Source organism: Moorena sp. SIO1G6 (assembly GCF_010672795.1).
GTDB classification, from domain to species: domain Bacteria; phylum Cyanobacteriota; class Cyanobacteriia; order Cyanobacteriales; family Coleofasciculaceae; genus Moorena; species Moorena producens.
Genome location: NZ_JAAHFZ010000004.1, coordinates 172,880 through 187,508, shown reverse-complemented (window position 1 = coordinate 187,508; position 14,629 = coordinate 172,880). Strand labels below are relative to the sequence as shown.

Annotated in this window: 14 protein-coding genes and 1 tRNA gene; 9 read left to right on the top strand and 6 right to left on the bottom strand. The window is 42.1% G+C overall.

Translation table 11 applies throughout. The features are described from left to right. The first annotated feature begins 503 nt into the window (after positions 1-503). The 5 genes from F6K63_RS06110 to F6K63_RS06090 all read left to right on the top strand — a co-directional run bounded on the left by F6K63_RS06110 (position 504) and on the right by F6K63_RS06090 (position 2,968). Positions 504-788 (top strand): DUF427 domain-containing protein, encoded by a 285-nt coding sequence (locus F6K63_RS06110; protein ID WP_008187832.1) that lies wholly within the window; start codon positions 504-506, stop codon positions 786-788. Between the two features lie 96 nt (positions 789-884). Continuing rightward, a tRNA-Leu gene (locus tag F6K63_RS06105) sits at positions 885-966 on the top strand. Positions 967-1,190: 224 nt separating this feature from the next. After that, positions 1,191-1,796, top strand: a complete 606-nt coding sequence (locus tag F6K63_RS06100; RefSeq protein ID WP_287253488.1) for an IS607 family transposase — start codon at positions 1,191-1,193, stop codon at positions 1,794-1,796. Next, positions 1,756-2,433, top strand: coding sequence for a hypothetical protein (locus F6K63_RS06095; protein WP_287253486.1), 678 nt, complete (start codon positions 1,756-1,758; stop codon positions 2,431-2,433). Before F6K63_RS06100 ends, F6K63_RS06095 begins: the two co-directional genes overlap by 41 nt. Then, positions 2,399-2,968 carry an RNA-guided endonuclease InsQ/TnpB family protein gene (locus F6K63_RS06090; RefSeq protein WP_287253485.1) on the top strand — a complete coding sequence of 190 codons (570 nt, stop codon included), beginning with the start codon at positions 2,399-2,401 and terminating at the stop codon, positions 2,966-2,968. Before F6K63_RS06095 ends, F6K63_RS06090 begins: the two co-directional genes overlap by 35 nt. Here F6K63_RS06090 and F6K63_RS06085 read toward each other — a convergent pair. Continuing rightward, the gene (locus F6K63_RS06085) at positions 2,965-3,150 is read right to left on the bottom strand and encodes a hypothetical protein (RefSeq protein WP_287311253.1); all 186 of its coding nucleotides are present in this window, start codon (positions 3,148-3,150) and stop codon (positions 2,965-2,967) included. The genes F6K63_RS06090 and F6K63_RS06085 overlap by 4 nt on opposite strands. Positions 3,151-3,213: 63 nt before the next feature. On the opposite strand from F6K63_RS06085, the gene F6K63_RS06080 reads away from it, so the two are divergent. After that, positions 3,214-4,551 carry an RNA-guided endonuclease InsQ/TnpB family protein gene (locus F6K63_RS06080; protein ID WP_287311251.1) on the top strand — a complete coding sequence of 446 codons (1,338 nt, stop codon included), beginning with the start codon at positions 3,214-3,216 and terminating at the stop codon, positions 4,549-4,551. Between the two features lie 189 nt (positions 4,552-4,740). Here the strand turns inward: F6K63_RS06080 and F6K63_RS06075 are convergent, their stop codons facing one another. After that, the gene (locus F6K63_RS06075) at positions 4,741-5,745 is read right to left on the bottom strand and encodes a zinc-dependent alcohol dehydrogenase family protein (protein WP_287311249.1); all 1,005 of its coding nucleotides are present in this window, start codon (positions 5,743-5,745) and stop codon (positions 4,741-4,743) included. A gap of 442 nt (positions 5,746-6,187) precedes the next feature. Continuing rightward, the gene (locus F6K63_RS06070) at positions 6,188-7,087 is read right to left on the bottom strand and encodes an Npun_R2479 family HD domain-containing metalloprotein (RefSeq protein WP_287311299.1); all 900 of its coding nucleotides are present in this window, start codon (positions 7,085-7,087) and stop codon (positions 6,188-6,190) included. A 911-nt stretch (positions 7,088-7,998) separates the two neighbouring features. Here F6K63_RS06070 and F6K63_RS06065 point away from each other — a divergent pair. From F6K63_RS06065 to F6K63_RS06055, 3 genes are all read left to right on the top strand, one after another. Further along, positions 7,999-9,414 (top strand): AAA-like domain-containing protein, encoded by a 1,416-nt coding sequence (locus tag F6K63_RS06065; RefSeq protein WP_287296261.1) that lies wholly within the window; start codon positions 7,999-8,001, stop codon positions 9,412-9,414. Between the two features lie 209 nt (positions 9,415-9,623). After that, complete coding sequence (locus F6K63_RS06060) at positions 9,624-9,812, top strand: hypothetical protein (protein ID WP_131827224.1); 189 nt, start codon at positions 9,624-9,626, stop codon at positions 9,810-9,812. 8 nt (positions 9,813-9,820) lie between these two features. Then, positions 9,821-12,823, top strand: coding sequence for an AAA-like domain-containing protein (locus tag F6K63_RS06055; protein ID WP_287311247.1), 3,003 nt, complete (start codon positions 9,821-9,823; stop codon positions 12,821-12,823). A gap of 212 nt (positions 12,824-13,035) precedes the next feature. Here the strand turns inward: F6K63_RS06055 and F6K63_RS06050 are convergent, their stop codons facing one another. The 3 genes from F6K63_RS06050 to F6K63_RS06040 form a co-directional block, all read right to left on the bottom strand. After that, the gene (locus F6K63_RS06050) at positions 13,036-13,371 is read right to left on the bottom strand and encodes a hypothetical protein (RefSeq protein WP_287311245.1); all 336 of its coding nucleotides are present in this window, start codon (positions 13,369-13,371) and stop codon (positions 13,036-13,038) included. A 105-nt stretch (positions 13,372-13,476) separates the two neighbouring features. After that, positions 13,477-13,680: a hypothetical protein gene (locus tag F6K63_RS06045; RefSeq protein ID WP_131827223.1), complete on the bottom strand. Its 204-nt coding sequence runs from the start codon at positions 13,678-13,680 to the stop codon at positions 13,477-13,479. Between the two features lie 481 nt (positions 13,681-14,161). After that, positions 14,162-14,491: a hypothetical protein gene (locus tag F6K63_RS06040; RefSeq protein ID WP_008187854.1), complete on the bottom strand. Its 330-nt coding sequence runs from the start codon at positions 14,489-14,491 to the stop codon at positions 14,162-14,164. Positions 14,492-14,629 lie beyond the last annotated feature (138 nt).

Genomic DNA, 14,629 nt, shown 5'->3' with positions numbered 1-14,629 from the left:
ATAATAGTTTACTAGTGGGCTCCTCGGAATAGGATGCGAGCAATTAACCAAACTATGGATTTGGCTGAGGTGGATTGGCAACTATTCCTGACTGGATTCTAGCCTTCAATTGCGATTATCATCTATAGCAGGTCAGTGTTCAGCGATCAGCTATCAGCGATCAGCGATCAGCGATCAGCTATCAGCTAATGCGCACCCTACTTGAGGTGCTTTTGAATAAAAGAGGTAAGCTTTGGGCTTTGACGACGCTACTTAAGGTGCGAACAGCTTTTGAATAAAATAAGCTGACGGCTGACAGCACCTCAAGTAGCGTGAGCCTTGACCTATGGCCACGCTACGCGAATGGCTCACGGCTGAATGCTTACTATAGCAGTTCTCAATGCTTTTGAAGGTCACAGTTTAGGGTCAACGGTCAAGAAACACCATTTGCACTTCAATGCTGTTGATCTAGTCAACTTAGAAATAGTATTCAATTAAGTAGGTCAACCACAAGTAAGTAAACCATGCCAAAAGCAATCTGGAACGGAGCGTTACTAGCCGAGAGCGACGAATGTGTGGTGGTGGAAGGCAATCAATACTTTCCCCGCGACTCCATCAACAAGCAGTATTTCAAGGAAAGTAGTACCCACACAACCTGTTCTTGGAAAGGTCAAGCTAACTATTATACCATAGTTGTGAATGGTAAAGAAAATAAGGATGCAGCCTGGTATTACCCCAGTACCAAGGAGAAGGCGAAACCAATTGAAGGGTATGTTGCCTTCCGGGGCGGGGTGAAAGTTGAGGTGTAGATGATAAAGGGGGTTTTTAACCGGGATTTGGGAAAATTTTCCCCAGCAGTTGCAATAAAAGCTATAATATCTGCTATGATATAAATCGCAAGGTACGCGGACGTGGCGGAATTGGTAGACGCGCTAGATTTAGGTTCTAGTGTCGCAAGACGTGAAGGTTCAAGTCCTTTCGTCCGCATCTAAAGGTGCGACCCGTGGCGAACTTAATTCGCCACGGGTCGCACCTCTTTTATGCATAGCTGACTAACCATAAAGGCTCCACTCTCCTTAGGTTTCGTCTCCAGGGATGAATTTCCCCTCAAGTATTTAAGGGAGTTGAGTCCTGATCAATAAAACTCCTGACAAAGCGTAACATTAACCGACATCTTGCCTTAGACTTAAAGAGTAGCTCTTTGGAGAACGATGTCAGTCAACTATGTTCCACCAAGAGTCGCTGCTCAAAGACTTGGAGTTTCAACTCGAACTCTCGAAAGATGGCTCGAAGCAGGGACAATCAAAGGGATCAAGACGCCGGGAGGTCAAAGAAGATACGACTTGGATTCAGTTGTCTCTATTCGACCAGCCAAACCAAAAACAGACATCATCTTATATGCCAGAGTTTCAAGCCGCTCTCAAAAGAGTGACCTTGAACAACAAGTACGCTTTCTTAAGTCTCGTTACCCCGGTTGTGAAGTCATCTTTGACATCGGGTCAGGACTCAACTTCAAAAGAAAAGGACTACAATCCTTACTGGACAGAGTTCTCAGCAACACTTGCGAGCTTATTGTCGTTGCCCACAAAGATCGGCTTTGCCGCTTTGGGTTCGATCTTATCTCATGGCTGTGCGGCAAATTTGAGACAAAGATACTGGTTCTCGACGAAACGCACCTCAGCCCAGAACAGGAAATGGTCGAAGATCTCCTGGCAATCGTCCACGTCTTTAGTTGCCGACTCTATGGACTCAGGAAATACAAAAAACGAATCCTTGATGACAGCGAGTTACCGAGTTTATCCAGTAAAGGAACTTGAGAAGATCTGGAAGAAGTGGGTTGCAGCCTCTCGAAAGGTATACAACATATCGATTGATTATCTAAACAGAGAGCAAGGCTATGTTAAGACTACCAAGAAGGGAGGGAAGCACGGATTTAGGACTTTTTTAAAAAGTTCTGGATTAATTCCTCAATGGTGCATTGATCTAGGTATATCAAAACTTTTAGACAATGCGTCAATGGAAGCTTACACCGCCTGGAAGGAGACGAAAAAAGAGCCACAGTATATTGGTATTGGTAAAAAAAGAAAACTTAACCCTGACAGGGGAAGAAAACTAGCCAGGTTTAGGAGTATTCGCGATCAAACCGCTACTCTAAAGTTCGATCCTACAGCCTATAAAAATGGCCACTGGATGGTTTCGTCTACAAAACATCTACCATTACCAGAATTCAAGGGACACAACTATTGTGTACTGACTAAGGGATCTACTGAATTGACCTTCAACAAAGGTAGGTGGTTTGCTCACTTCCCTGTGCCTCTAAGGACTGAACCAACAATAACCGAGAAAATTATTGCCTTAGATCCGGGCGTCCGCACTTTCGTAACAGGATTTGATGGTTCGGATTTTTTAGAGTTCGGAAATGGTGATTTTAGCAAGTACGCCCACGCTTTGTAGTCATCTCGACCAAATAAAGTCAAAGCTTGACAAACTCAAAGGGAGGAAATTCAAGAGGCTACGTTACAAGCTTAGGAAAGCCATGGAACGCCAACGGACTAGAATAAAAAACCTGCGTTCTGAGATTCATAAACAAGTAGCGTCTTATCTAGCCAGAAACTACGACATTATTGTTATGCCTACTTTTGAGACTTCTCAGATGGTAGCTAAAAAGAGAAGGAAGTTAAGGAGTAAAACTGCTCGCGCGATGATGAGTTGGGCATTCTACCAATTCTCGCAGACTTTAGGGCATTTGTGTAACCGGTACGGTTCCAAGCTCGTGAGAATAACTGAGGAATACACCTCAAAGACCTGCACAAAATGCGGACACATCCATAGGAAACTTGGAGGATCCAAGAATTTTAAATGTCCCAAATGTGGGTATGAAATCCATAGAGATTTCAATGGAGCCGTGGGGATTTTCCTCAAGGCGATGTGGGATACCACCAAAACCTATCATGTCGGTGATGTTGTACTAGATGTCTTAAATGTCTAAGATGTCGCGGTTAAAAGTATCAGTAAGCCAGTCTTCCCCAAAGCTTCCAAATACTCAGATAGTGTTAGACCTGCCCTGTCTGCCATCTCTTTTAGGCCGTCCCAGGCAGCATCTGTAGTTCTAACGGTATGTGATTTTTTCGCTTCTCCGTGTATTGGAGGGCGTCCAGTTCTTTTTCCCATGTTCAAGACATCAGCATTCCTAAAAGCTATAATTAATATAGCATGGATAAATAGGTCGAAACAATGCAGTTCGGGTACAGGTACAAACTCAAGCCAAGCCGACAACAAAAAGCCACAATGAATAGGTGGTTGGATATGTTGCGTTCGCAGTATAATTACTTACTTAGAGATAGAATTGAATCTTTTGATCAAGCTAAAGCTCCTAGGTTAGGCAATTACTGTGATCTAAAAAGTAAGAGTGAAGTGTGCCCGTTGACCTGTTCGGTTAGCAAATCTCACTCTGTTGGTTACCCATGGAAGAGTAATAAAAAGAACCCTAGAAGAACTGCTTACGAAGCTCAAAGTTCAAATTTGCCAATCCTTAAAAAGGAGAGACCTTGGTACAAGACTATTAACTCAACTGTTTTGCAACAGGCGCTAAGACAGTTGGATGTGGCTTTTTCTAAGTTCTTCAAAGGCGAATCTGGATATCCTAAGCCTAAGAGAAGATCTAGATTCAGAAGTTTTAAATATTCCCCTGGGCAGGTCAAGGTAGATGGGAATCGGATTTACTTGCCAGGTATCGGATGGATGGGTTTCTTTAATTCTCGTCCAATTCCCGAAGGGTTTAATGTTAAATCTGTCACTGTTCGGCGTAAAGCTCGTGGATGGTTCGTAAGTCTTCAGATTGAAGACAAGTCAATTCCAGTCCCTCCATTAAAAGCCAGGGATGAGATTAATCCTGAGCGAGTTAAAGGTTGTGACTTGGGGATTAAAAAGCTAATCAGCATTTCCACTGGGAAAATGATAGCTAACCCGGCACGGACAAAGTCTTTTAAGCGTAGAGAAAGGCGTCTGAAGCTAAGACAAAGAGCTGCCAGCAGAAAAAAGAAAGGGTCTAAGAATAGAAGCAGGTCCTACTCCAAGGTGGCATCTCTCCATGAACGCATTACTAATAATCGTAATGCCTACCATTGGGAGACTGCCAATAAGTTAGTAGATGGTGCAGACGCTCTAATCTTTGAAGATTTAAACATCAGAGCGATGAAGTCTCGTTGCAAGCCTAAACCCAATGAAAATGGTGGGTACGATTCGGCAAAGCCGACGCTACGCGAACGCAATGGACAATCCGCAAAAAGAGGCTTAAATCGTTCAATATCTAATGCAGCTTGGGGAGAATTGGTCAATAAGATTGAGGCCGTGGCTGCAAAGTCAGGTATTCCAGTAATCAAAATAAATCCCAAGCATACGTCTCAAAGCTGTCCAAAATGTCACCACACGAGTAAAGAGAACAGAAAAAAAGAAAAATTCCTTTGCACTAACTGTGGTCATTACAACGACGCAGATGTAAATGGTGCAGTAAATATAAAAATTCGGGGTCTCAAAAAACTGGGAATTGACCCCACAAGACGCGCGCCTTAGAACAAGGCAGCCTTATTACAACAACCTAGAACCTTTTACCCATAACCCTTTAACTATAAAGGCTGCCTTGTTCTTACGGTAACTTCAAACTCAGCTACCTCCGGTGCGGGGGAAAGTTACGCCCATGGAGTTAACAGTGACTTAGTTGCTGTGCCTGGGAATCCCCATCCCTGAGGCGGGTGGGGAGGTTCAATGGATAATTAGTGCTACCTTACCTGTCATAGAACCGGCTTCGATAGCGTTGTGAGCAGCAGCAGCTTCTTTGAGGGGAAACCGTTGGCTGAGGTTAATTTTCAGTTTACCTTCATCAATCCAATTAGCACACTGCTGGAGAATCTCGGTTTGGTGCTGTTGAGCTGTCGTGAGTCCTTTCAAGGCTGGGGTGAGCATGAGTTCTAGACTGATGCGCAAATTATGCGATCGCGCTGTCTTCAAATTACCCTCGGCTGGGTCTGGTTGGAGGATAGTGACAATATCGCCATATACCCGCACTGCTTCACAGGTGTCATAAAAAGTTTTACCGCCTACAGTATCGAACGCCAAATCTACTCCCTCTCCCCCAGTCCAATCCAAGGCAGCTTTGACAAAGCTAGTTTGTTTGTAAAGGATAGGATAGTCAGCACCTAACTGACGCACTAATCTAGCTTTTTCTTGAGAACCGACAGTAGTACAAACCTCAGCACCTTTGAGCTTAGCTAGCTGAATAGCAACGTGACCAACACCACCAGCACCTGCCTGAATCAGCACCTTTTGTCCTGCTTCCAACCGTCCTCGGTCATACAATGATTCCCAGGCAGTGATCAGTACTAGAGGAGCAGCAGCGGCTTCAGGGAAGGAGAGGGATTTAGGCTTGTGGGCAACTAAGGACTGATCAACAACAGCTAGTTCGGCATAGTTACCCGTACCAGATAATCCTAATCCCCCAGCACAGAAATATACCTCATCACCGACCTGGAATTTATCGACACCAGCACCAACAGCTTCTACCACACCAGCACCATCGCAGCCTAGGATAGCTGGCATTTGGTCACGGTAAAAGGTACCTCTACGCCGCAGTTTGGTGTCAATGGGATTAACACCAGCAGCGTGAAGACGCACCAGGATTTCTGTGTCGTTTTTAATTGTGGGGTCTGGTACATCCTGAAGTTGCAGCACTTCAGGTGTACCAGCAGCGGTCATTAAAATGGCTTTCATTGGTCATTTGTTAATTGTTAATTGTTAATTGTCAATGGTTAATGGTCAATGGTCAATGATCAATTTTCAATTAACTTTGCACAAATAACTTTGAACAAAATCGCCATTTGATGATTTGCCTTGATGATGTCCGATACTTTTTAGCTACCAGAATCTACCAAAGGTAAACTCTAGCTCGCCAATGCAAGATGCTCTCGCATCCAGGGGGTATCTCCCAAAGCCCTCAGGAATATCCCGCGAGCGCCATAAAAATGTCAAAAAAGTCGTTCCACCGGGATAGAGAGCGCAACTATTAAACCCTTGGTTTTCGGCTTTAATTTAAGTTACATAATAATCCCTGTCGGTGTTACCCTAATTTAATTCTAACAAATAATAAGAGTTTTTGGTAGACTCTGCAACATTTTCTCTAGCTGTTTACTAACCCTTTTAGATCCATGCCTAATCATGCTGTACATAGTTGTGCTGTCGTTTGACTATAGCGACAGGGATGGCAGAAGAGTGCTTTAGGCTGGGATTGGTGTTCTGCTCGAAAGACATTGGCATAGAGATTAGCCAGGATTTGTTTACCAGAAAGGCTTCGCTCTAGGTAGGGCAATGCGGGTTTGATATAAGGATAGACAACATTCCAGTAAAAGTTTGGGTAGTTCCGGCGTAAATCACCGGGATTACGATAGCCTAAAATCTGATTTTTCCCGATTTCTTCAAACTCATAGAACAAGGCACTAATTTTTTGTAAATAGCGGGGATCAGCCAGCTGACCAATCAAATCTGCTGCTCTGACTAAACCAGGATAGTTAACCGTGTCTTGATGATCCTGATCATCAGGTACTGGGAAACGGGTTAATTCAATATTGTGCTTAATCTGCTTAGTATCAATCAGCAGGTGATTACCAAAGTGTTCATCAATAAACTGCTTACCCCGGTCTACATGGTAGGGAGTAAGGCTGGCATCAGTGGCACCTGTAGGGAGAGTAATCATAAAATTGTCTATTCCTGTGGCATACAATCCTTGGTCTGGTTGGTCTTGGCGACAGATGCCTTTGATATACCCAATGTCATGGCACAACAAAGAGATAATCACGTGCAACCAGTCTTCACAGGAGACGCTCCCTTCGCAGATGTGCTTACCCCACAAGATTTCCTGTCCAACTAGGGTGACTAGGAAGGTGTGTTCAATGTTGTGATAGAGAGCGTCACTATTAGCAATATTTTCCAGAGCCATGTGGGTAGCCCAAGTAATCAGCTCACAGTAGTCTGATTTAAGGTTGCCGTAAGTGCTGTGGAAACCTGTCTCTAGATTTTTAACACAGGTATCAATGATTATCTCGGTAGGATTAAACATCATGGTAGGCATATCAGCAACTCCTGATTTAGATTTAAGCTCATCCCCACGGTCACATCCGGGGGATTTCAGGTTAGGGGTTAGGGGTTAGTAGTTAGTTAATTGGTCTGGTATTGCTTAATTATGCAATGATTTTAATAGTTTTTTGGAATGGGCATCTTGGTGGAACCGGCATCTTTTAGGTGCGCTTGACCCATTAAGAATTAAATTCGCCACGGGTCGCACCTGTGGAACGGACATCTTGCCGTGGAACGGGCATCTTGCCCGTTTCATTTCCCAGGCAGGATGCCCACCCCACTCATATTAATTCGAAGATTCAGCAATGCCATTGGTCTGACTAACTACTAACGACGTTTTGTTTGGCAGCTTTCAATCCCTATATCTAGATAAACGCTAGATCAAAGTTCTCACCATTCGCCCTGAGGCACTTAGCTTTGTTAGGTCCGGCACAAGGGGCGAGGTATTAACCTTATGTTTGTCAAGTTTTCACCCACTTCGGATCAGGTATCTACCAAGCTGATAGCTGATAGCTAAAAGCTGATCGCTTTATCAACACAACCCATCAAGCTCCCAATTTTGGGCAATACAAGTGCAACAGGGAGTGATATGATATGACCAGTACTCAGTGCCATCAGACGCAGGGTTTTAGCTTGAGGGAAAAGGCAAGAGAGTACTGAGACATCTATAACCTCGTATAGGTTTGATTGCCATTAATCAAACTATAGCCTGTGTTTAAGACATCAGGGTAATTTGTGGAAAAAGGCTCACAAGCCACGTCTAATCCATAATTTGTGTGAAAATCTTCACAAACTCATGGCTAGCTCAGCTTTTCGATAAGCTAGTTAGGATGGGTTTAAAATTAGCAGAAATACTATCTTTTTTTGGTGCATCTTGATAACCACCTAAACGCTATGTCTAGGGGAAAAAACCGATTATTCAAAATCTCTATCGGCAAGACTGAGATGTTCTTAGAAAAATTGAATCAACTAGATTTGACTGTAGCATTTGATCAGCTAACACCCCGTAAACGAGAGGTCTTGAAGAAAATGTTAGCGGGCCAAAGCGATCAAGCGATCGCTAAGTCCCTACACATCACAGAAGCTACTGTCAGAAAACATGTGCAGCAGCTGTGCGAGAAATTTGAGCTGAGGAATGCACCAGGTGAACACTACTCACTCCGAAATCAGTTAATTGACTTATTTAGTGAATATCAGCCTAAGTTAGTCAATCCAGAGTTATTAAGTAAATATAAATCTTTCATCGTCCCACCGATGCCAGAGTCAGAAGGGCAACAAAAGCCAGTTCCTCTCTATGCTGACTTTTATGTCAAGCGCATTCCTTATGAAGATCAGTTGTTAGAGGCAATTGTCAAGCCTGGTGCTCTAATTCGGATCAAAGCACCCCAGCAGATGGGTAAAACCTCCCTGATTGAACGAGTTCTGGCTGAGCTCAGGCAGCAAGGTTATCAAGCTGTGACCTTAAGCTTTGAGTTAGCCGATAGTACCGTCTATAGGGACCTCGGCAAATTCTCACGGTGGTTCTGTGCCAGAGTTGGTCAGACTCTAGGGCTGTCAAATAAGTTGGATGAGTATTGGGATGATATTTTTGGATGTAATAGTAACACCACAGATTACTTTCAGGAGTATTTATTGGCAGAAATTGAAAGCCAGATAGTACTCGTTATAGATAAAGTTGATCTGGTGTTTGAACACCCCTTTATTGCTGATGATTTTTGTCGCCTTCTCCGTGGTTGGTATGACATCGCTAGGCGGGGCGATCGCAGTAGCGCTATCTGGAAAAAACTCCGGTTGGTGATAGTACATTCTACAGAAATTTATAGCTCCTTGGATATCAATCACTCACCACTGGCTAATGTCGGATTGGAAATTGAGTTGCCAGAGTTTAGCACAGAGCAAGTACAGGAGTTAGTCAGACGTTATGGACTGGATGGGAATCCCAGAGAAGTGGAGGAACTGATGGCGATGGTGGGAGGACATCCTTATCTGTTGCGCAAAGGTTTAGCTTATATTAAATATCATCAGATTACCCTAGCGCAACTCTTAGAGGTGGCACCCACAGAAGCCGGACCATTCAGTGACCATCTGCGACGCCACCTAGGAAATCTCAAACAGTCTCCAGAATTGGAAACTGCGTTGGAGAAAGTGGTTCAAGCACACAGCTGGGTAACTATCCCATCGGAGCAAGCCTTTAAGTTATATAGCATGGGGTTAGTAAAGTTGCAAGGGAATAGCGTCATGCCTCGCTGTGATTTATATCACAAGTATTTTTGCGATCGCCTTTGGCAGCGGCTTGAGCCTGAGTGCTGAGTGGGTCAGTTCACAATCCATACTTCATATAACCTTAAACCTTAAACCAACCCTATACCGAATGCCTAGGGCGAACAACCTACCCGAAGGGAACGCCTAAGGCCAACAACCTTGGCCAATAGGCCAAGCTACGCGAACAACCTTAAATTTTAAACCTTAAACCTTAAACCTTAAACCTACCCTAAACCGAACGCCAAAGGCGAACAACCTTGGCCTATTGGCCACGCTACGCGAACAACCTTGGCCTATTGGCCACGCTACGCGAACAACCTTGGCCAATAGGCCACGCTACGCGAACAACTGTCAACATTCAACTGTCAACCTACCCTAAACCGAACGCCAAAGGCGAACAACTGTCAACCTTGGCCAATAGGCCACGCTACGCGAACAAAAGTTAACAAATAAAATGACCTACGAATATATATACTCAGGGACTTTACCAGCCGATGCTCTTACCTATGTGAAGCGACAAGCAGATAATGATTTATATGAAGGATTGAAGGCTGGACAGTTTTGTTATGTATTGAACTCAAGACAGACTGGAAAATCTAGCTTACGAGTGCAAGTAATGCGTCGGCTTGAAGCAGATGGGGTTGCCTGTGCAGTAATTGATTTATCCATGGATGGTACTCAGCATGTCACTCTCGATCAATGGTATGCCAATATTGTCCGCTCTCTGGCTAGAGACTTCGACCTAGATATTAATTTACGCACTTGGTGGCGTGAGCGAGAAATGATATTTGCGGTGCGGCGATTGAGAGAATTTCTTGAAGAGGTTTTGCTCCAGCAAGTTACTCAAAATATTGTAATTTTTATTGATGAAATTGATAGCGTTCTTAGCCTCGATTTCCCCACTGATGATTTTTTCGCTTTTATTCGTGCCTGCTATAACCAACGTGTGGATAAGTCAGACTACCAACGCCTTACGTTTGCGCTACTTGGAGTAGCAACACCATCAGATTTAATTCAAGATAAAAAACGCACACCCTTTAATATTGGTCAGGCGATTCAGCTATATGGCTTTCAGTTGCACGAAGCACAGGGATTAGCGCAAGGATTACAAGGAAAAATTAGTAATCCCCAAGATGTCCTGAAACAGGTCTTGTACTGGAGTGGAGGTCAACCTTTTCTGACCCAAAAGCTTTGTAAACTCTTGTTGGATTCTGTATCTACTATCCCAACAGGTGGTGAGGCAGAGTGGGTTGATAAATTAGTGCGATCGCAAGTGATTGATGATTGGAAATCCCATGATAATCCGGAGCATCTTAAAACTATTCGCGATCGTCTTATTAAGAATGAACAACGGGCTGGGCGATTACTGGGATTGTATCAGCAAATTCTGCAACGGGGAGAAATTGCTTCTGATGACAGTTATGAACAAATAGAATTGCGGCTATCGGGATTAGTAGTTGAGAAGCAAGGAAAATTAAGGATTTATAACCGTATTTATCAAGCTGTTTTTAACCAAAATTGGGTATATAAAGAATTAGCAAATTTGCGACCGTATAGTAATGAAATTGCTGCTTGGTTAGACTCCGATTGTCAGGATACATCCTGTCTTCTGCGAGGACAACAGTTACAGGATGCATTAAGATGGGCCCTGGGTAAAAGCTTAAGCCATCAAGATTATCAGTTTTTGACCACTAGCCAAGAATGGGAAAAGCGAGAATTTAAAAAGGCGTTAGAAGAAATTCAACGGTATTCAGAAGCCAGACGACAAGGGAAACTTAATCCAGCCCTAGCGGCTACCACTAAGGAAACTATCTATGAGTCTCTTGAACACCTGACCCCAGAAAGTTTCAAATATATTGTTTCCAACCTTGAATTGGACTTAGGAGTTTTTAATCAAACCTTATCCATGATGGATACTCTGCTAGACCGAGAAGGGTTTGATTCCATTTTCAATGAAATGTTACGGTCTATCACCTTCAAAACTGGCGAGATACTACAGGCAGATCGCACGACTATTTTTTTATTAGATGAAGCCAAAAATGAACTCTGGTCAATTGTGGCAAAGGGTGAAGGAGGAGACTCAGAAGAGATTCGGATGCCTGCGGATAAAGGGATTGCTGGTTATGTTGCTCAAACTAAGAAAACTGTCAATATTCCTTACGATTTATATAACGATACCCGTTCTAATACTGCTAAGGAATGGGATACCAAAACTGGATACCGTACTTATACCATGCTGGCTTTACCCTTACTAGATGATAAAGGAGATTTAGTGGCTGTTGTCCAATTACTAAATAAGTTAAAACAACCGCCAGTTTTAGACGCGCCCTTAGCTGATAAAATTGATTTAAAAGGCTTTACACCAGAGGATGAAAAACTTTTTGCGCAATTCGCCCGCTCGATTCAAATGATTCTTAAATCCTCTCGGTTATTTTATAAAGCAGCTCAGAAACAACGAATAGCTTCAGCATTGATAAATGCGACACAATCTCTGGGTAAAAGTAGCTTGGATCTAGAAGAAACTTTGAATAAAGTAATGAATCAGGCTCAAGAGCTAATGTCTGCTGATCGCAGCACAGTCTGGATGTTAGATGAGGAACAGGATGAATTATGGACAAAAATTACGGTTGCTGATGGCACATTAAAAGAAATTCGGATTCCCAAAGGAGCTGGCTTTGCTGGTCAAGTTGTTACCACTAAACAGCCACTGATAATTCCGTTTGATCTCTATGACCATCCCAATTCAGAAACTGCCAAACAAACTGATAGTCAAACCGGTTATCGCACCTGTAGTTTGTTAGGGATGCCTGTGTTTAATGTTGATAATCAATTAATTGCTGTTACCCAATTAGTCAATAAAAAGAAACAGGGCAATTTTCCCCCATACAATCCCGCCGATTGGCCAAACCCTCCCGATTGCTGGAAGGCAAGTTTTGATCGCAGGGATCAAGACTTGATGGAAGCATTTAATATTCAAGCGGGTGTAGCGCTCCAAAATGCCAAGCTATTTAGTAAAGTCAAGCAACAACAGCTAGAGCAGCGAGATTTGGTCTTTAATGTATCCAGTGGTGTAATTTTTACCAATAAAACTGGTCAGATTATTCTTGCCAATGATCACGCTAAGGATTTCATTGGTTTGAAAGATATTGAGGAGAAGTCTTTACGGGACTTGCTCCACATTAAAGAGGGCAATTTTTCCCAATGGTTCGATGTAGCATTAGCTGCCAAGACTGAAGAAGAACGTCGGCAAGATTATTCAGCTCAAACCTTAGTATCCCATAATACTCAAGCAGAACACAGTGTAAATCTATGTATTATCTCTTGTCCTGATGCTTCTGATGTTAATCAGATTTCTACTATCCTAGTAATTATTAATGATAGTGGTGATGAGAAACAAAAACAGGATCAGCAAAAGCTAGTGCGTAGTGTGTCTAGGGTCAGCAATCCTTATGGTTGAAATTCTTTTATCATTAGAGATGACGTGGGTTCAATTAAGTGATGAATTTGGACTAGGAGCTAGTGATTTAAGGTAAGGTTTATGTTCTATGATACAACTGTAGATGCAAAACTTCTGAATTAAAAATGTCCATATTTCTTGATTCAAATATTGATACAAATGTAGATGCAAAACTCCTGAAAAGACAAATTATGACCAATTTGAAATCAATATTATGAGATACTTAAGCGTTTTTCTTCTTTTTTTATAAACTCCTTTATTCCTTCTAATGTATAACAATCATCGACTTTTTTCCCGTCGTTATCAAGAACTTTATACCGATATTGACCTGGGGGGCCAATACAACCATCATTTTCCATAACTAAATCATAGCCAAGTTCTTTGAGTTTATCATAACAGCTGTTATGCTCTTCAACATCAATTTTGTTATAATCAACATTACACTTAAATTTTGGCTTGACCTCAGCCTCTACTTTATCAGCTTTCTGAGCAATTTTTTCCTCTAGAGATTTTACCCTTGATTTAATATCGTTTAAGTCTTCTTGCATGTACTTATTCCTCCGGAATTGAATTTCATTCATTCAATGTAAATAGAGTTTCAGTAAGTGTTTGTGATATAAATCAACTTTTGCTCTGATCTTTATCACTGGAGTTTAGACTAATTCTCGTTCACCAGAAACTTGGCTTCCCTGCATCTCATATTTGAAAATTTTGCGTAGCGATGCAGCGCGGTCTTGGGGGTTTCCCCCATGAGCGACTGCATCAAGACAGGGTGTGTTAGGGGAGCCTTCATTTTTCGCCTCGTAGTCAGGGTTTGGATAGCCCGCCCCGTAACGCACCACCGTGTCAAACAGCAAAAATGAGATGCACCCCTTGGCTTCCCTTGAGTAGTCACATTGACTTACTCAACTGAAACCCTTGATAAATAGTTATTACAACAATTTTTAAACCACTTGTGCTCAGGCAGTGCTATGATGGAATTTTGTGTACACAAGACGAGTTGAAAAGTTTCGATAACGCAGCCCTAATCCAAACTCGGCAAAAAAGACAAATAATTAAATCGCTCAAGACTATCTCAAACACTCTTTGGTGCTTGAGGCATTGGTTTCTATTCCTAATTACTTTTTATCAAGTTTCGTTAAAACCCAAAATTTACTCTAAAGTCCAGTGAATTAAAAATGTCCGTATTTCTTGATTAAACTCTTGATTAAACTGTAGATGCAAAACCCCTGAATCAAAAATGTCAGTATTTCTTGATTAAACTCTTGATGAAACTGTAGATGCAAAACTCCTGAAACGATAAATTATCACCAATTTAAAATCAAGATTATCCGATGCTTAAGCCTTTTTAGGTTGTTTCTCTAAATAGTCCTTGACTCCTTTTAATGTATAAAATTCAGCGACTTTATTTTCGTCGTTATCAAGAACTTTATACCGATATAGATTGGGGGCTCCAATACAACCATCATTTTCTACAATCAACTGCTTATAGCCAAGTTCTTTTACTTTGTCATAACAGCTGTTATGCTCTTTAACATTAATGTTGTTATGATCAACATTACACTTAAATTTTGGCTTTACCCCAGCCTCGACTTTATCAGCTATCTGATCAACTTTTTCACCTATATCTTTTAGAGTTGATTTAATCTCGTTTAACTTTTCTAGCACCTACTTATTCCTCCGGAATTTAATTTCATTCATTTCATTCAATGTAAATAGAGTTTCAGTAAGTTATTGTGATCTGAATCAACTTCTGGTCTGATTTTTATCACCGACATTCCATTAACACAAAAACCTTGTTACTCG